A 17,472-nucleotide genomic window follows, 5' to 3' on the forward strand; every position below is an offset into this window, starting at 1 on the left:
GATGATTTAAATAAATAACTTCAGTATGATAGTATTATTCTCTCGCGCCTGGCCGATCCATCGAAGGACGCTCTGCAAACGCAAAGGCCCGGCGGTTTCCCGCCGGGCCCTCAATCCGATCCTAAAGGATCAGATCAGAACGTGCGCTGGACGCGGAAGACGCCAACCAGGACATCGTCGTTCGGCGCACCCTTGACGTTGCGGTTGCGGTACTCGAGCTCGACACCGGTGCTGAGGCCGGAGACCGGACGCCACACCAGGTTGCCCTGCACGTTGACGTCGCGGATATTCGGAAGGCCGGCAGCCTGGTCGAGGCTGTTGTACGACGCGGTAATGGAGGTCGAGACAGCCGGGGTCCAGAAGTGGGTGAAGCCACCGCCGATGCCCCATGCCGTCGACAGGCGCAGGCCGCCGGCCGCCGTGTAGGCCGCATCGGAGAAGGTGTCCGCCCAAGCCGAGCTGACATAGCCGATCGCGCCCTGGGCGTAGGACGCCTGGATCGACACGCTGTCGCCCGGAGCGATCATCGGCAGGTTGAACGTGGCGCCGGCGCCGATGGCCCAGCCGAGCTTGCCCTTGCCCGAGGTCAGGCCCGGCACGTTGATGCCATAGGCATGGTGCAGGGCGCCCATGAGCTGAGCGGAGCCCCAGCCCTGGTCGATGCGGACATTGGCGACGAAGTCCGGAACCTTCACGCCGCCGTAGTAGTCGAGAATGCCCGGCCCGGTGATGACGCCGCGCTTGTTCGGAGCCTCGACCGAGAGCGAGGCCGACAGGCCGTTGCCGAACTGGGCGGTGTACGCGAACAGGTTGGTCTCGCCGTAATCGGAGAAGCCCTGGTCGAGGATCGCACCCCAGTTGTCGCCGGTGTAGAAGTCGAAATACGACGCCGTACGACCGGCAACGAAGCCGCCGAGCTGGATGAAGGCTTCATCCAGGTAGAAGTCGGAGCCGCCGGCGTTGTCCGCGGTCGACCAGGCGGCGACATAAGTGCGCAGCAGGCCGTATTCGGTGTTGGTGCGGCTGTCGAAGTTCAGATAGCCACGAGCACGGATCCGGACGGATTCGTCGGTCCGGGCATCCCAGTTGCTGCCGCCCTTGTTGAGCACGTCGTTGACGCGGAACTCGACGCGGACACCGCCGCCGATCTTCAGGCAGGTCTCGGTGCCGGGGATATAGAAGAAACCGGAACCGAAGGCATCGCAAACACGAACATAATCGACCGGCTCCGGAGCCACCGGAAGATCGGCGGCCTGAGCGCCCGTGGCCGCCATCGCGGCGGCGGAAGCGCCGAGTAGAATGCTCCTGATGTTCATTTCCTGACCTCGTCCTTTGTCCGTGCGCGGCCTAGCCGCCAACGGAACGGGTGAACAAACATTCCCCCCTAGCTCATATTTTTGTAAGCGAGGCCATCGCAGACCCGCAACCGGCAAATCATCTCGCCTTGCACGCTTCGATCCGAGTGTGTCTTTCCAGTGACACACGCGAAGCGCGCGAAGCGTCGACAACCTGTGGTCGCCAGCCAGGGATCGAGGTCACGATCCAAAGAAAAAGGCCCGGCGGTTTCCCGCCGGGCCCTCAATCCGATCCTAAAGGATCAGATTAGAACGTGCGCTGGACGCGGAAGATGCCAACCAGAGCGTCGTCGTTGGCCAGGCCCTTGCGGTTCCGGTTGCGGTACTCGAGCTCGATACCGGTGCTGAGGCCGGACACCGGACGCCACACCAGGTTACCCTGAACGTTGAGGTCGCGGATGTTGGTGCCACCAGCAGCCTGGTCGAGGCTGTTGTACGACACGGTCAGAGCGGTCGAGACAGCCGGGGTCCAGAAGTGCGTGAAGCCCGCACCGATGCCCCAAGCCGACGACATCTTCAGAGCGCCAGCAGCGTTGTAACCGGCGTCAGCGAACGCGCCCTTCCAGGCCGAGCTGACATAACCGATGGCGCCCTGCGAGTAGGAAGCCTGGATGTTGAAGTTGTCGCCCGGAGCGATCATCGGCAGGTTGATCGTGGCGCCGGCGCCGATGGCCCAGCCGATCTTGCCCTTGCCCGAGGTCACGCCCGGCACGTTGATGCCGTAAGCATGGTGCAGGGCACCCATGAGCTGAGCGGAACCCCAACCCTGGTCGACGCGGACGTTGGCGACGAAGTCCGGAACCTTGATGCCGCCGTAGTAGTTGGCGAGGACCGGGCCGGTGATGACGCCGCGCTTGTTCGGAGCTTCGACCGAGAGCGAAGCCGACAGGCCGTTGCCGAACTGGGCGGTGTACGCGAACAGGTTGGTCTCGCCGTTGTCCGAGAAGCCCTGGTCGAGGATCGCGCCGTAGTTGCTGCCGGTGTAGAAGTCGAAGTACGAGGACGTACGACCAGCAACGAAGCCACCGAGCTGGATGAAGGCTTCATCCAGGTAGAAGTCCGAGGCGCCGGCGTTGTCGGCGGTCGACCAGGCGGCGACGTAGGTGCGCAGCAGGCCGTACTCGGTGTTGGTGCGGCTGTCGAAGTTCATGTAGCCACGAGCACGGATACGGACGGACTCGTCGGTCCGCGAATCCCAGTTGCTGCCGCCCTTGTCGAGCACGTCGTTGACGCGGAACTCGACGCGGACACCGCCGCCGATCTTCAGGCAGGTCTCGGTGCCCGGGATGTAGAAGAAGCCACGGCCGAAAGCGTCGCAAACGCGAACGTAGTCGACCGGCTCCGGAGCCACCGGCAGATCGGCGGCCTGAGCGCCCGTGGCCGCCATTGCGGCAGCGGAAGCGCCGAGCAGGATGCTCTTGATGTTCATTTCCTGACCTCGTCGTTATTCCCTATGTGACCGTGCGGCCAACGGGAGATGAGAGTTGAGCAAGCTTCCCCGCGAGCTCGACCTTGTTCTAAGCGAGGCCGACGGCTGCCGGCAACCGGCAAATACCCCTGTGGGGCACGCCGAGGACACACTGTGTCTTTGTGGTGACACCCCGTTAAACCTCTGTTAGCAAATGCCCAAGGTTTCCTGCGATTTCCGCGATTTCCGTCCCGAAGGCCGGTTTTGCCCCCACCGCCGCCCTGCGGCGCGCGCGCCGCTTGAAGCGGCCTGTCCGGGGCCGTAAACAGAAGCTCGGCGCAGCCCGCGCGCCCCTTCCGGGCCGGCCGTCACCGGGATTCGCGGGCGGCGCGGACGGGCGATTCCCTTCATCCGGCCGCCGGGCGCGCCTGACCGACACACTTGTCCATATTGACAGGAGCCAGAAGATGCAGACGACAGCCGGCGAAGAGGCCATCGCCGTATCGGTCTTCATCATCGCCCATGACGAGGCCGACCGAATCGGCCGCGCCATCGACAGCGTCGCGGCATTCGCCGACGAGGTCGTCGTCATCGACAGCGGCTCCACCGACGGCACGCAGGAGATCGCGCGCGCACATGGCGCGCGCGTCGTGGAGAATGCCTGGCCGGGCTACGGGCCGCAGAAGCGCTTCGGCGAGGACCAGTGCCGCAACGACTGGATCTTCAACCTCGACGCCGACGAGGCGGCGACCCCGGCGCTGGCCGCGGAAATCGCGGGGCTGGCCCGCTCCGGCGCCCTCGCCCGCTCGCCGTTCTGGGAGGTGGCGATCCGCGACGTCTTCGCCCATGAGACCGCCCCCGCCCCCTGGGCCTATGGCTATATCCAGATCCGCCTCTACGACCGGCGCGTGGGCCGCTTTTCCGATTCGACCGTCCACGACACGGTGCGCCCGCCGAAGGGAGCGCGGCCGGCGCGCCTGCGCCAGCCGATGGAACACCGCTCGATCCGCTCCATCGCCTTCCAGGTGGAGAAGATGAACCGCTATTCCACGGCGCAGGTGGGGGACATGGCGGCGCGCGGGCGGCGCTTCGCCCGCTGGCGGCTGGTCACCGAGTTTCCCCTCGCCTTTCTCAAGGCCTATGTGATCCGGCGCTATGCGCTCTATGGCTGGTGGGGGATCGTGATCTCCGTGAATTTCGCCTATACGAGGTTCCTGCGCGTCTCCAAGGCCTATGAGCGCGAGCTCTGCGAGGCGGCGGCGACACCCGACCGGCGCTGAGCCGGCCGGTTTGCCGCAACACGCCCGATCCAGGCCCGACCCACGAAAGCCGACAGTCCATGCAGACAGTGACCATCCGCGACATATCCTTCGAGGTGAACGACGCGCGCCCCGGCTTCTGGCGGCAGGCGGAGAACGGCACCTGGGAAAAGCCGACCTATGACATTCTCGATGCCTGTATCGACGCGGAGACGGTCTGCCTCGACTTCGGCGCCTGGGTCGGCCCGACCGTGCTCTACGAGGCACAGCGCGGGCGCAAGGTCATCGCCTTCGAACCGGATCCGGCGGCGGCCGACGAGCTGGAGGCCAATCTCGCGCTCAACCCGGCCTTCAAGGACAAGGTCACGGTGATCCGCAAGGCGGTGTGGACGCAAAGCGGCAGCCGCAAGATGGCCGCCAAGACCGCGCCGGGCGATTCGATGTCCTCCTTCGTGCACAAGGACGCCAGCGTGACCTTCGACGTCGACTGCATCAGCGTAGAGGAGATCGCGGCGATGATCGCCCCGAGCGACAAGCTGTTCATCAAGATGGACATCGAGGGGGCGGAATATGAGGTGGCGCCGCTGCTGGCGCCGCTGCTGCAGCGCGAGCGGGTCGACTGCTACATCTCCTTTCATCCGCGCTTTGCCGCCGGCGGGCATCCACGCTTCCACAAGACCTTCGGCATGACGCGCCGGGTGTTTAAGACCTTCCGCGGCTTCAATCTCACCCGCGTCGGGCGCAAGTCGCTGCTGCCGGCCGGCGACGTCGCCTTGCTGGCAAAGCTCGGCCTGTGGCTGTTCGAGGCCAAGCGCGGCTTCCTGTTCTCCAGGGGCCGGGCGCCGCTGCGCTGAGCGCGCGGGCACAAACGGGACATGCAAGGATGAGCGAGAACGACGCGCGGGCGGTCCCGCAGGTGGTCGTCGTCGGCGCCGGGCCGGCCGGGCTGATCGCCGCCGACAGGCTGTCGGCAGCGGGCCTTGCCGTAACCCTCACCGAGCGCATGCCCTCGCCGGCGCGCAAGCTGCTGATGGCCGGGCGCGGCGGGCTGAACCTCACCCATGGCGAGGCGATGCCGGCGTTTCTTGCCCGCTACCGGGAGGCGGAGGCGCATCTGGCGCCGGCCATTGCCGCCTTCGATCCTGCGGCCTTGAGGGCCTGGTGCGCGGAGCTCGGCATCGAGACCTTCATCGGCTCGAGCGGCCGGGTGTTTCCGGTCCAGATGAAGGCCTCGCCGCTGGTGCGGGCGCTGCTGGCGCGGCTTGCCACGCGCGGCGTCCAGCTCCACACCCGCTGGAGCTTGAGCGGGCTGGAGCACAGTGTGAAAGCGCCGGCACGCTGGCGCCTCTCCTTCGAGACGCCGGACGGGGCGCGGGAGATCGAGGCGGACGCGGTGCTGCTGGCGCTCGGCGGGGCAAGCTGGCCACGGCTCGGCAGCGACGGCGGCTGGGTGCCGATGCTCGAACGGCACGGCGTGACGGTGACGCCGCTGACGCCGGCCAATGCCGGCGTTGTCATCGACTGGTCGGAGCTGCTGAAGCAGCGCTTTGCCGGCACGCCGCTGAAGCGAATCGCGGTGAGCGCCGGTGGCCGGCGCGTTGCCGGCGAGGCGGTGATCACCGCGCGCGGGCTGGAGGGCGGCGCGGTCTATGCGCTCTCGCCCGAACTGCGCGCGGCCTTCGCGGCGGGTGGGACGGCGGAGCTGCTGCTCGACCTGCGCCCGGATCTCGACGAGGCGGAGCTCGCAGAGCGGCTGGCACGGCCGCGCGGCAAGCAGTCGCTGTCCAATCACCTGCGCAAGGCGGCCGGCCTGTCGCCCGCCGCCATCGCGCTGCTGTCGGAACCGGGGCCGCGCACCAGCGAGCCGCCGGAGCTTGCCCGCCGGATCAAGGGGCTGGCGCTGACGGCAACGGGCTTTTCCGGCCTGGAGCGGGCGATCTCCTCGGCCGGCGGCATCGCCTGGTCGGAGATCGGCGCGGATTTCGGACTGCGCAAGCTGCCGGGCGTGCATGTCGCCGGCGAGATGATCGACTGGGAAGCGCCGACCGGCGGCTATCTGCTGCAGGCCTCCTTCGCCAGCGGCGTCGCGGCAGCGGACGGCATCGCGGCGGCGCTCACTGGTCGCTAAGGGCGCGCCTCACCAGCGCCCGAACGAGACAAAGGCCGGCGAGGGCCGGCCTTTGTCTCTCAAGCGGAACCGGGTCTTGCGGTCAGTTGCAGAACCGGTAGTTGCCCGAACGGGTGCGGAAATAGCCGGTGTCCGGATTGAACGAGCGGTACTTCGAGGAGCAGTAGCGGTACCATTCCGGGCTCCACGGAGCGGGACGGTAGTAGACCGGCGCCGGCGCGTAGTACGGAGCGGGCTCGTAGTAGCGCGGCTGCGACAGGGCGGAGCCGATCACGGCACCGGCGACGAACCCGCCGGCGGCGGCCCAGCCGTTCTGATGATGCCAGCCCTTCTTGGCCTCGGCGTCGGTGGTGCCGGATGCCAGGACCGCACCGGCGGTCAGGGCGACTGCAAGACTTGTGACTGCGAACTTCTTGAACATGACTTCATTCCCTCTGCTAGATGCTGATCTCTGATCTTTGTCGGGGCGCTTTTCCCTGCGTCCATGAACTGAAGATAGGCGCTTCTTCCACAAACGACTGTGACCGCGATCACGGGATTGCGCATCCCCGCAAAACCGCTGCGGAAGGTCCAAAGACAGGCGGGAGCGGCGAAACCGCGTCCGGCGCGGGCGCCGATTGACATGAAACATGAATCATGCGTCATATATATGTGGCGCCACGGAGCGGCGGGCCGGAGGAGCGGCCCGCGCCTTGCGCCACAGGGAGGACACCATGATCAGACATGCCACCGCGGCCGCGCTGCTTGCCGCAGCGTTTGCCGCCGCGCCCTTGGGCGCCGGGGCGCAGGCCGAGGACATCCGCATCGCCCATGTCTATGGCAAGACCGGCGCGCTGGAGGCCTATGGCAAGCAGTCCCATATCGGCTTCATGATGGGGCTGGAATACGCCACCGACGGCACGATGGAGATCGATGGCCGCAAGATCGTCGTCATCGAGAAGGACACCCAGCTCAAGCCGGATATCGGCCGCGCCGCCCTGGCCGAGGCCTATGGCGACGACGACGTGCATCTGGCCGTCGGGCCGGTGTCCTCGGGTGTCGCTCTGGCGATGCTGCCGGTCGCCGAGGAATACGGCAAGATCCTGCTGGTCGAGCCGGCGGTGGCCGATTCGATCACCGGCGAGAACTGGAACCGCTACATCTTCCGCACGGGGCGCAACTCCTCGCAGGACGCCATCGCCAATGCGGTGGCGCTCGGCAAGGACGGCGTCACCATCGCCACGCTGGCGCAGGACTACGCCTTCGGCCGCGACGGCGTCGCCGCCTTCCGCGAGGCGCTGGCCGACACCGGCGCCACCCTCGCCTTCGAGGAATACGCCCCGACCGACACCCAGGACTTCACCGCCAGCGCCCAGCGCATCTTCGACGCGATGAAGGACATCGAGGGCCGCAAGTTCCTGTTCGTGATCTGGGCCGGCGCCAACAACCCGATCGGCAAGATCAAGGCGATGGAGCCGGAGCGCTTCGGCATCGAGATCGCCACCGGCGGCAACATCCTCGCCGCGATGCAGGCCTACAAGGCGCTGCCGGGCATGGAAGGCGCCACCTATTACTACCACGACATCCCGAAGAACCCGGCGAACGACTGGCTGGTCTCCGAGCACGAGAAGCGCCACGGCTCGCCGCCGGACTTCTTCACCGCCGGCGGCATGTCGGCCGCCATCGCCGTGGTCGAGGGCATCCGCAAGGCCGGCTCGACCGACACGGACGAGCTGATCACGGCGATGGAGGGCATGTCCTTCGAGACGCCGAAGGGCACGATGGTCTTCCGCGCGGAGGATCACCAAGCGTTGCAGTCCATGTACCACTTCAAGATCCGGGTCGACCCGGATGTCGAGTGGGGCATTCCGGAACTGGTGCGCGAATTGAAGATCGAGGACATGAACATCCCGATCCGCAACACGCGCTGACGCTTTCGTGTGGTGACTTTGGAAGACGCGTCGTCTCGGCGGCACTCCCAAAGCGTGTTTCAAAGTCCGCCACGCGAGGCGGCCCGGTCCCTCGCCGCGGCCGGGCCGCCCGAACGTCTCCCGACCCGGAGCCCCCTTTCCCGGAGCCCAGCCCTCATGCGCGAACCGCCCGTTCTCGAAACCGAGGACCTGACGATCCGCTTCGGCGGCCATGTCGCCGTCGACGCCGTCAGTTGCGCCTTCGACCGCGGCACGCTGACCGCCATCGTCGGCCCGAACGGCGCCGGCAAGACCACCTATTTCAACCTCGTCTCGGGCCAGCTCAAGGCCAGCGCCGGCACGGTCCGCCTCAACGGCGAGGACATCACCCGGCTCGGCGTCGCCGACCGCTGCGACCGCGGCATCGGCCGGGCGTTCCAGCTCACCAACCTGTTTCCGAGCCTGAGCGTGCGCGAGAATGTCCGCCTGGTGGTGCAGTCGCGCGCCCATCGCGGCTTCGACCTGTTCTCGCGCGCCGCCTCGCATGTGGAACTGATCGAGCGGGCCGAGCATGTGCTGGCCGAGGTGCGGCTCGCCGACAAGCGCAACGTCACCGTCTCCGCCCTGCCGCATGGCGACCAGCGCAAGCTGGAAGTCGCCCTGATGATCGCGCTCGGCGCGCAGGTGATGATGTTCGACGAGCCGACCGCCGGCATGAGCGTCGACGAGGTGCCGGTGATCCTCGACCTGATCCGCGAACTGAAGGCCGACAAGGACCGCACGATCCTCCTCGTCGAACACAAGATGGACGTGATCCGCACGCTGGCCGACCGCATCGTCGTGCTGCACAACGGCGCGCTGGTCGCCGACGGCGAGCCGGGCGAGGTGATGCGCTCGGCCATCGTCCAGGAAGCCTATCTCGGCAAGGCGCCAGATACCGCGACGACGGAAGCCGCTGCCGCAACGGAGACAGCTCATGGCTGACGCGCTGCTGACGCTGGAGCGCGTCCACACCCATATCGGCCCCTATCACATCCTGCATGAGGTGAGCTTTGCCGTGCCGCGCGGCGGGGTGACCATGCTGCTGGGGCGCAACGGCGCCGGCAAGTCGACGACGCTGCGCACCATCATGGGCCTGTGGACGGCAAGCCGCGGCACCATCACCTTCGACGGCCGGCCGATCCAGGGCCTGGCAACGCCGGACATCGCCCGCGCGGGCATTGCCTATGTGCCGGAGAACATGGGCATCTTCGCCGACCTGACGGTGGCGGAGAACATGCGCCTTGCCGCCACCGGCGGCCCGTTCGACGCAAGGCGCCTTGCCTGGATCAAGGAGCTGTTCCCGCCGATCGGCACGTTCTGGGACAAGGCCGCCGGTACCCTGTCGGGCGGGCAGAAGCAGATGCTCTCGGTCGCCCGCGCGATCATCGAGCCGCGCCGGCTGATCCTGATCGACGAGCCGAGCAAGGGGCTGGCGCCGGCGATCATCGCCGCGATGACGGCGGCGCTGAAGCAGTTGAAGGACACCGACACCACCATCCTGCTGGTGGAGCAGAACTTCGCCATGGCCTCGGCGCTCGGCGACACGGTGGCGGTGATGGATGACGGGCGCATCGTCCATGCGGGCGCGATGGCGGAGCTAGCCGCCGACGTGTCGCTGCAGGAGAAGCTGATGGGCCTCAGCCTGGAGGTACACCAGTGAGCGAGACCGCAATCCGTCCCCGCCTGGTGGGGCCGACAGCGATGGAACGGCTCGGCAAGGCGGCGCCGCTGCTGCTGGCGCCGGTGCTGGCCCTCGCCGGGCTTGCCGCCATCGGCAACCCGTCCGTCTGGCTGACGCTGACCGTCGCCGGGCTCGCGATGGGGCTGATGATCTTCATCATGGCCTCGGGGCTCACGGTCATCTTCGGCCTGATGGACGTGATCAATTTCGGCCATGGCGCCTTCGTGTCGGTCGGCGCTTTCGTCGGCTTCACCGTGCTCGCCTGGCTGTCCGGCTGGACGCAGAACCCGGCCGTGGTGCTCAACCTTGCCGCCGTGTTCCTGGCGATCCTCGCCTCGATGGCGGTGACGGGGGCGCTCGGGCTCGCCTTCGAGCGGGTGATCGTCAAGCCGGTCTACGGCCACCACCTGAAGCAGATCCTCGTCACCATGGGCGGGCTGATCGTCGCTCAGCAGTTGATCCATGTGATCTGGGGGCCGGACGCGATCCATGTCGCCCGCCCACCCTCGCTGCAGGGCTCGTTCATCGTCGGCGAAGCGGCGATCGAGAAATACCGCATGCTGGCGGTGGCGATCGGCCTCGTCCTGTTCCTCGCCATGCGCCACGTGCTGCGGGCGACCAAGCTCGGCCTGCTGGTGCGCGCCGGGGTGGAGAACGGCGAGATGGTCGAGGCGCTCGGCTACCGGATCAACCGGCTGTTCCTGCTGGTGTTCATGGCCGGCTCGGCGCTCGCCGGTCTCGGCGGCATCATGTGGGGCCTCTATCAGGAGACGATCACCGCGCATATGGGCTCGGAGATCATGGTGCTGGTCTTCGTCGTGGTGATCATCGGCGGGCTCGGCTCCATCGAGGGCTGCTTCATCGGCGCGCTGCTGGTCGGGCTGCTCGCCAACTACATGGCCTTCCTGGCGCCCAAGGTGGCGCTGGTCTCCACCATCGCGCTGATGGTCGCCATCCTGATGTGGCGGCCGCAGGGCCTCTATCCCGTGGTCAAGGCGAAATAGGCGCAAGATGATCAACACCCTGCTCTCCGGCGATCGTCCGAACAGCCGCATGCTTGCGCTGCTACTGATCGCGATCGGCCTCTGCCTTGCCTTCGCGCCGTTCCTGTTTCCCGGCACCAAGCCGCTCGACACGGCCGCGCGCATCTGCATCTTCATCGTGCTGGTGGCGAGCTACGACCTGCTGCTCGGCTATACCGGCATCGTCTCCTTCGCCCATACGATGTTCTTCGGCATCGGCGCCTATGGCGTGGCGCTGGCGCTCGGCAGTCTCGGCGCCTCGTTCCTGGCGATCCTTGTCGGCGTGCTGGCCGGAACGGCACTGTCCTGCGCGCTGGCGCTCGCCATCGGCCTGTTCTCCTTGCGGGTGAAGGCGATCTTCTTCGCCATGGTGACGCTGGCGGTGGCGAGCGCCTTCGCCGTCCTGGTCTCGCAGCTCTCCTCGATCACCGGCGGCGAGGACGGGCTGACTTACCGCATCCCGCGCGAGCTGACGCCGGCCTTCCGCCTCACCGACCTGCGGATTTTCGACGTGCGGATCGACGGGCGGCTGCTCGCCTATTACCTCATCTTCTTCAGCGCCCTGGTGCTGTTCCTCGTGATGCTGCGCATCGTCAACTCGCCCTTCGGCACGACGCTGAAGGCGGTGCGCGACAATGCCTTCCGCGCCGAGGCGATCGGCTACCGGGTGGTGCGCTACCGCACCACGGCGACGGTGCTTTCCGCCGCCATGGCGAGCCTTGCCGGCGCGCTGCTGGCCATCTGGATCCGCTACACGGGACCGGCGACGACGCTGTCCATGGAGATCATGATCGACATCCTCCTGATGGTGGTGATCGGCGGCATGGGGACGATGTACGGGGCGGTGATCGGCGCCAGCCTGTTCATCCTCGCCCAGACCTATCTGCAGAGCCTGATGGCGAGCGCTGAGACAGCGACGCGCGGTCTGCCGCTGCTGCCCGACCTGGTGGCGCCGGAACGCTGGCTGCTGTGGCTCGGCACGCTGTTCATCCTGTCGGTCTACTTCTTCCCGGACGGCATCGTCGGCCGGCTGAGGAACCGTAGATGAGCAGACTGCATCTGCGCCGGGCCGGCCGCCGCCGGCCCGGAACGCCCGTCCTGATCCTGCTGCACGGCTGGTCCTGCCATGGCGGCTTCTTCGCCCCGCAAATGGACGCGCTGGCGGACCTTACCGAGGTGATCGCCCCGGACCTGCCGGGCCACGGCAAGACCGGCGACGCGGTGACGCCGAGCATCGAGGCCGGCGCCGACGCGCTCGCCGAACTGATGCGGGAGGAGGAGATCGCCGGCGCGGTGCTGGTCGGCTGGTCGATGGGCGCGCTTGTCGCCTGGTCGCTGATCGCGCGCCATGGCAACGACCGGATCGCCGCGCTGGTGGTCGAGGACATGGCGCCGCGCGTCCTCAACGACCCGGATTGGCGGCTCGGCACGCTGAACGGCCTCGACGGGCCGCGCAACGCGGTGTTCCTGAAGGCGATCGAGAGCCAGTGGCCGCTGCTGGCGCCGGCCACCGCGCGGCGGAGCTTTGCCGCCAGCGCGCGCAAGGAGCTGGTGGACTTCGCCGAACGGGAGATGCGCGGGGCAAGCCCGAAGCTGCTCGCTGCGATGTGGCGCTCGCTCACCTTGCAGGATTTCCGAGGGCTGATCCCGCGCATCACGGTGCCCGTGGTGCTGGCGCGCGGCGGCCTCAGCCAGCTCTACAGCCCGGCCGCGGCCGCGTGGCAGGCGGCCCGCCTCGCCGACGCCCGCATCGAGGTCTTCGCGCGGTCGGGCCACTCGCCGCATCTGGAGGAAGCGAGCGCCTTCAATGAGATGCTGGCCGGCTTCGTGCGGGCGGGCAGCGCGCCGGGCGGGCTCCCGAGACCATGACACCGCAGGGCGGAGGCTGCGGCGGCGCTTGCCGGTCTCAGGGTTTTCGCATACAATTCGCCGCGTCGGTTTTCGGACCGGCCCCAGCGGGCTTGAAAATTCGAACCCGGTTAAGAAAGTTTCGGTATGCGGCGCTTCCTGGTCCCCGTGACCGGTTCTGTCGAACAGAACTGCCTTTCCCGTTTCTGAATGCCACGCTCGCGCAAGCAAGCGCGCTTACTTGCGCTTAACTATCGACACGGGACAGGAGTTTTCCCATGCGCCAGACCGGCACCCTGAAGTTCTTCAACCATGATCGTGGCTTCGGCTTCGTGACCCCGGCCGAGGGCGGCAAGGACGTGTTCGTCCACATCACGGCTTTCGAGCGTTCGGGCCTCGCCGTTCCGGCCGAGGGCACCACGCTGACCTTCGTGACCGAGGAAGACCGTCGCGGTCGTGGCCTGCAGGCCGCCCAGCTCGAGCTCGCCTGAGCAGATCGGGCCGTTCCGCAAGGAACCGAATTTCCGACGCCGCCGGCCCCGCCGGCGGCGTTTTTCGTCGCGGAAACCGTTCAGGCGGCGGCGACATCCTCGACATAGACCAGCGCCCGGCCTTCGCAGATGCGCCGGCCGTCCTCGCCCAGACACACGGTCTCAAGGTCGACGAGGTGCTTTTCCGGGCGCAGGCGGGTGATCGTCACCCGCGCCGTCAACGTCTCGCCGAAGCGCGCCTCGGACAGGAAGGACATTTCCTGCTTCAGGTAGTTGGTGCCGAAGCCCGGCAGCCGGACGCCGAGGAGATAGGAGAACAGCCCGCCGATCAGCGGCTGCGGCACCGCCTCCGGCAGGTGGTCCAGCCCGGCGAGCCCGGCGAAGACCGCCGCATCCGAGGCCGGGAAGCGGCGGCTCACCTCGGCGCTCTGTCCCACGTTCAGCTTCATCGTCCCGCCTCCAGCCGGCACTGCCCGACAAGCACGGGCGCCCCGTCGGCGACCCGCGAAATGGTGATCGCCAGCAGCCCGGCGTCGTCTTCATCGCCTTTCGAGAAGGCAAGCTCCAGTTCCTCCTCCGCATAGGCGGGATTGGGGAACATCAGCGCCTGCATCGCGTGACGGTGCTCCGGATAGCGCTGGCGCAGCAGGGCCCAGAGGCGCGAGTAGAGCAGCATGCCGTGCGAGACGGTGCGCCCGAAACGGGTGCGCGCCGAAAACTCCGCATCGACATGGATCGGATTGTCGTCACCCGACAGTTCCGCAAAGGCGTCGAAATCCGCCTGTGTCGGCACCCAGCGCGCCGTCCATTCGTCCGTTGCCGTCATCACCGGCCGCTCTCCCCGTGCCTGGTCTTGAGAATGTGTTTCTGCACCTTGCCGGCGGCGGTGCGCGGCAGGTCGTCGACGATATGGAAGGCACGCGGCACCTTGTAGCCGGCGAGCCGCTCGCGGCACCAACGGGTCAGCGCCGCGACATCGATCTCGGCTCCGGGCCGGGGGATCAGCCAGGCGGCGCCGACCTCGCCCCATTTCTCGTCCGCAACGCCGATCACCACCGCGTCGAGCACGTCCTCATGGGCGATGAGCACCCGCTCGACCTCGGCCGGATAGACGTTCTCGCCGCCGGAGATGTACATGTCCTTGATGCGATCGACGATGTAGTAGCAGCCGTCGGCATCGCGGCGGGCGACATCGCCCGACAGCAGCCAGCCGCCCGGCGCGAAGGCGGCTTGGCTCGCCTGCGGATTGCCGAAATAGCCGGGCGTGACCCCGGGGCCGCGGATCTGCAGCTCGCCCTCGCCTTCGCCCTCGACCACCTCGCCCGTCACCGCGACGAGGCGCACCTCGGCAAGGATCTGCGCCTTGCCGACCGAGCCGATCTTGCGCGCCGCATCCTGCGGGTCGGCGAGGAACACGGTCGGGCCGGTCTCGGTCATGCCCATGCCGTTGCACACGGTGACGCCGCGTGACAGATAGGTCTCCAGCAGGGGGGCGGGCATCGGCGCGCCGCCGCAGCCGAGCGAGCGCAGGGCGGAGAAATCCGTTGCCGAGAAGCCCGGCTCCAGCGCGATCGCCTGGTAGATCGCCGGCACGCCGAAGAAGGCGGTGAGCCGGCCGGCGCCGATCAGATGCAGCACCGCAGGGGCATCGAACTTGTGAAGGACGATGCTCTCGCCGCCGGCAAGGAACAGCGGCAGGGTCATCAGGTTGATGCCGGCGGTGTGGAACAGCGGCAGGAAGTTGACCGTGCGGTCCTTGCCGGAAATTCCCGTCGCCTGGGTGTAGTTGACTGCATTGGCCCAGGCCATTTCCGCCGTCTGGATCACCAGTTTCGGCGTGCCGGTGGTGCCGGAGGTGGCGAGCAGATACCAGGGCCGGCCGGCTTCGATCCGCGTGTCACTGAGCGGGGCGGACGAGAGGTCGCCGGCGAGCGTGTCGAGATGGGGGGCCTCTCCGCCGAGGGGCGCATCGGCGAAGCCGACGAGATCGAGCGCGAGGGTGCCGGCGAGCGCGCGTGCGGTCGCGGCCGTTGCGCCGTCATGCAGCAGCAGCCGCGCGCCGGAGGCGGCGACGACCGGCGCGAGCTCGGCCGGTGGCTGGCGCCAGTTGAGCGGCAGCAGCACGATGCCGGCCTTCTGGGCGGCAAAGAGCAGGACGAAGAAGTCCGGATGGTTGTGGCACAGCACGGCGACACGCTCGCCGGCGTCGATGCCCTGCGCCAACAGGGCGCGGGCGGTGCGGCTCGCCTTCGCCTCGACCTCGGCGAAGGTGAGTTGCGCGCCGGTCTCGTGATCGGTGAAGGCGATGCGATCCGGCGTCAGCTCGGCGCGCTTGGCCGCCATGTCGGTGACCCAGGACATCATCGCCGCCCCTCCCCGGCCGCGGGAGGGGCAAGAAAGGCCTGCATCCGCTCGCGGGTTTGCGGCCGGGCGATCAGCGCCAGAAAGCCGTCGAGCTCGCGCTGCAGCGCCTTCGCGACGGCGGCTAGGTGTTCCTCGCTCCAGACATTGGCGCGGGCCACGGCGAGGGTGCCGGGGTCCATCCCGGCAAGGGTCGAAAGCCGCGCACGCACGCGGGCCTCCAGCTCCGCCGGCGGGCAGGTCTCGCTCGCCAGACCGAGACGCAGGCAGTCGGCGGCGGTCAGGCGCTGGTTGAGATATTGCACCTCCAGCGCCCGCGCTGTGCCGATGCGCGCGGGCAGCAGCGCCGTCCAGCCGCCATCGGGCGCAAAGCCCATCTGCGCATAATAGGGCTGGAGGAATGCGCCCTCGCTCATCACCACCATATCGGCGGCGAGCATCAGCCCGGCCGAGCCGCCGGTGACCGGACCGTTGAGCGCGGCGATCACCGGCATGGGAAACGCGAGAAGGTCGAGGATCGCCGCATTGAGCGCGCCGACGATCTCGCGCGACCAGTCGACGAGGGCGTCGCGGTCGTCGGCAAGCGCGGCGAAGCGGGCGACATCGCCGCCGGCGGAAAAGGCACGGCCGCGGCCGGTCAGCACCAGCGCACCGGCCCCTGCCTGCCGCGCCTCGGCGATCCGCGCGCGCAAGGCGGCGAGCAGCTCCGGCACCAGGGCGTTGCCGCGACCGGGGCGGTCGAGCGTCAGCCAGGCGGCACCCTCGCGCCAGTCGAGATGGATGAGGTCGAGATGCCCGAGATCGCAGGCGGCGGCGCTCATTCGCCCGTCCCTTTGCTGCCGCCGACCTTGAGGCCGTTCTCGATGAGGTCGTGAGCGACCTCGACCATGGTGTCGACCGGCGCCGTGCCGCCGAACACCACCTGGAACTCGCCGAGCGAGCGGGCGATGCCCATCAGCGTCCAGGCGCGGATCTCGGCGTCGCCGGGGCGGATGGTGCCGGCGCTTGCCGCCCGCGCCAGCCCTTCGCGATAGCCTTCGGCGAAGGTGCGGAAGTAGGCGAGATAGGCCTCGCGATCGACGAATTGCGCCTCCTGGACGATGCGGTAGAGCTCGGGATGGGCCGAGACGAAGGCGAGGAAGGCGCGCAGGCCCTCGCGCTCGGCCTGCAGCCGGTCGGTGTAGCCCGAGGTCGCCTCGCTGATCGCATGGCGCAGCATGCGGCCCATTTCGGCGACCAGCTCGGAGAAGACCTCGTCCTTGCTCGCGAAGTAGATGTAGAAGGTGCCTTGCGCGACGCCGGCCTCGCGGGTGATGGAGCCGATGGAGGCCTCGTTGAAGCCCTGGCGGCCGATCACCCGTTCGGCGGCCTCGAGGATCGCCCGCCGGGTCGCCGCGCCGCGCGCGGTCTTCGGCATGCCGGATGTGGCCTCGGCCTCGGCATCGCCGACGATTTCCCTTGCCGGATCGGCCGTCGCCGCGTCAGTCTCGACGACGCGCCGGCCCGTTGCGCGTGCGCGGTCCCTCGCCCGCCCCGCGCCTCTGCCCGTCCTCACCTCGTTCACGACATTTCCACCCTTAATATGAATTATGAATCACTATTCATGTTTTGCGCGGGAGTTTCAAGCGCAAAGCAGGGGGAGGCGCGGGATCGCACAGCCGAGAGCGCTGGCGGAGGCGCTCCGGCAAGGGGGGCGACCGCGGTGGCTCGCCGATCCCGGCTCGGCGCTGCGCGCCGTCCGGGAAGACGCCGGGAGAGGTTGGCGCGGCATTGCACTTGCCGATGCTGCAGCAAGCGCCTTCCGCCCCGCCCTTGCTGAGGGTACCTCTGGTTCCCGGTTCTGCGCTGCGCTTGACCGGGATTGTTCGTCTGAAGAGGTGGTAGAGTTTGGGCGGTCTCCCGGCCTGAACCGCCGGGAGACCAGTGGCAGGCGACCGGACCGGGGTTGGGCTTTCGCCCGTCGTCATCAGGGTCCCTGCCGCTTCCTT

18 protein-coding genes are annotated in these 17,472 nt (G+C 68.0%); 10 read left to right on the top strand and 8 right to left on the bottom strand.

The genetic code is table 11. The features are described from left to right. Positions 1–134: 134 nt before the first annotated feature. Together TSB10GB4_RS18925 and TSB10GB4_RS18930 are read right to left on the bottom strand one after the other, a co-directional pair. Positions 135–1,316 (bottom strand): porin, encoded by a 1,182-nt coding sequence (locus tag TSB10GB4_RS18925; RefSeq protein WP_186397027.1) that lies wholly within the window; start codon positions 1,314–1,316, stop codon positions 135–137. Between the two features lie 286 nt (positions 1,317–1,602). Beyond that, complete coding sequence (locus TSB10GB4_RS18930; protein ID WP_186397028.1) at positions 1,603–2,784, bottom strand: porin; 1,182 nt, start codon at positions 2,782–2,784, stop codon at positions 1,603–1,605. Positions 2,785–3,230: 446 nt separating this feature from the next. Between TSB10GB4_RS18930 and TSB10GB4_RS18935 the strand changes: the two genes are divergently transcribed. Genes TSB10GB4_RS18935 through TSB10GB4_RS18945 form a run of 3 tightly spaced genes read left to right on the top strand, consistent with a single transcriptional unit; the run spans position 3,231 to position 6,150 of the window. Continuing rightward, positions 3,231–4,043, top strand: a complete 813-nt coding sequence (locus TSB10GB4_RS18935; protein ID WP_186397029.1) for a glycosyltransferase family 2 protein — start codon at positions 3,231–3,233, stop codon at positions 4,041–4,043. A 59-nt stretch (positions 4,044–4,102) separates the two neighbouring features. After that, positions 4,103–4,876, top strand: a complete 774-nt coding sequence (locus tag TSB10GB4_RS18940) for an FkbM family methyltransferase (protein ID WP_186397030.1) — start codon at positions 4,103–4,105, stop codon at positions 4,874–4,876. A gap of 29 nt (positions 4,877–4,905) precedes the next feature. Then, positions 4,906–6,150, top strand: coding sequence for a TIGR03862 family flavoprotein (locus TSB10GB4_RS18945; protein WP_186397031.1), 1,245 nt, complete (start codon positions 4,906–4,908; stop codon positions 6,148–6,150). Between the two features lie 82 nt (positions 6,151–6,232). Here the strand turns inward: TSB10GB4_RS18945 and TSB10GB4_RS18950 are convergent, their stop codons facing one another. Beyond that, on the bottom strand, positions 6,233–6,571 hold the full coding sequence (locus TSB10GB4_RS18950) for a BA14K family protein (protein WP_186387091.1): 339 nt from the start codon (positions 6,569–6,571) through the stop codon (positions 6,233–6,235). 292 nt (positions 6,572–6,863) lie between these two features. Between TSB10GB4_RS18950 and TSB10GB4_RS18955 the strand changes: the two genes are divergently transcribed. The 7 genes from TSB10GB4_RS18955 to TSB10GB4_RS18985 all read left to right on the top strand — a co-directional run bounded on the left by TSB10GB4_RS18955 (position 6,864) and on the right by TSB10GB4_RS18985 (position 13,123). Then, a complete protein-coding gene (locus TSB10GB4_RS18955; protein WP_186397032.1) occupies positions 6,864–8,060 on the top strand; it encodes a substrate-binding domain-containing protein in 1,197 nt (398 codons plus the stop codon). Positions 8,061–8,216: 156 nt separating this feature from the next. Next, positions 8,217–9,023 (top strand): ABC transporter ATP-binding protein, encoded by an 807-nt coding sequence (locus TSB10GB4_RS18960; protein ID WP_186397033.1) that lies wholly within the window; start codon positions 8,217–8,219, stop codon positions 9,021–9,023. Then, positions 9,016–9,741: an ABC transporter ATP-binding protein gene (locus TSB10GB4_RS18965; RefSeq protein ID WP_186397034.1), complete on the top strand. Its 726-nt coding sequence runs from the start codon at positions 9,016–9,018 to the stop codon at positions 9,739–9,741. The genes TSB10GB4_RS18960 and TSB10GB4_RS18965 overlap by 8 nt, the downstream gene beginning before the upstream one ends. 41 nt (positions 9,742–9,782) lie before the next feature. After that, positions 9,783–10,766, top strand: coding sequence for a branched-chain amino acid ABC transporter permease (locus TSB10GB4_RS18970; protein WP_208984879.1), 984 nt, complete (start codon positions 9,783–9,785; stop codon positions 10,764–10,766). A 7-nt stretch (positions 10,767–10,773) separates the two neighbouring features. Beyond that, a complete protein-coding gene (locus tag TSB10GB4_RS18975; RefSeq protein WP_186397035.1) occupies positions 10,774–11,832 on the top strand; it encodes a branched-chain amino acid ABC transporter permease in 1,059 nt (352 codons plus the stop codon). After that, positions 11,829–12,653, top strand: coding sequence for an alpha/beta fold hydrolase (locus TSB10GB4_RS18980; RefSeq protein WP_186397036.1), 825 nt, complete (start codon positions 11,829–11,831; stop codon positions 12,651–12,653). Before TSB10GB4_RS18975 ends, TSB10GB4_RS18980 begins: the two co-directional genes overlap by 4 nt. A 257-nt stretch (positions 12,654–12,910) precedes the next feature. Then, complete coding sequence (locus tag TSB10GB4_RS18985) at positions 12,911–13,123, top strand: cold-shock protein (protein ID WP_067220344.1); 213 nt, start codon at positions 12,911–12,913, stop codon at positions 13,121–13,123. Between the two features lie 80 nt (positions 13,124–13,203). Here the strand turns inward: TSB10GB4_RS18985 and TSB10GB4_RS18990 are convergent, their stop codons facing one another. The 5 genes from TSB10GB4_RS18990 to TSB10GB4_RS19010 are packed head-to-tail and all read right to left on the bottom strand — an operon-like array spanning position 13,204 to position 17,048. Beyond that, positions 13,204–13,572 (bottom strand): phosphate acetyltransferase, encoded by a 369-nt coding sequence (locus TSB10GB4_RS18990; RefSeq protein ID WP_186397037.1) that lies wholly within the window; start codon positions 13,570–13,572, stop codon positions 13,204–13,206. Beyond that, the gene (locus tag TSB10GB4_RS18995; protein WP_186397038.1) at positions 13,569–13,949 is read right to left on the bottom strand and encodes a MaoC/PaaZ C-terminal domain-containing protein; all 381 of its coding nucleotides are present in this window, start codon (positions 13,947–13,949) and stop codon (positions 13,569–13,571) included. The genes TSB10GB4_RS18990 and TSB10GB4_RS18995 overlap by 4 nt, the downstream gene beginning before the upstream one ends. Continuing rightward, the gene (locus tag TSB10GB4_RS19000) at positions 13,949–15,487 is read right to left on the bottom strand and encodes an AMP-binding protein (protein WP_244570964.1); all 1,539 of its coding nucleotides are present in this window, start codon (positions 15,485–15,487) and stop codon (positions 13,949–13,951) included. The genes TSB10GB4_RS18995 and TSB10GB4_RS19000 overlap by 1 nt, the downstream gene beginning before the upstream one ends. Further along, positions 15,484–16,305 carry an enoyl-CoA hydratase/isomerase family protein gene (locus TSB10GB4_RS19005; protein WP_186397039.1) on the bottom strand — a complete coding sequence of 274 codons (822 nt, stop codon included), beginning with the start codon at positions 16,303–16,305 and terminating at the stop codon, positions 15,484–15,486. The genes TSB10GB4_RS19000 and TSB10GB4_RS19005 overlap by 4 nt, the downstream gene beginning before the upstream one ends. Continuing rightward, entirely contained in the window at positions 16,302–17,048 is a 747-nt protein-coding gene (locus tag TSB10GB4_RS19010) for a TetR/AcrR family transcriptional regulator (RefSeq protein ID WP_244570965.1), read from the bottom strand. Before TSB10GB4_RS19010 ends, TSB10GB4_RS19005 begins: the two co-directional genes overlap by 4 nt. Positions 17,049–17,472 lie beyond the last annotated feature (424 nt).

The organism is Stappia sp. TSB10GB4, assembly GCF_900185745.1.
Taxonomy (GTDB): Bacteria; Pseudomonadota; Alphaproteobacteria; order Rhizobiales; family Stappiaceae; genus Stappia.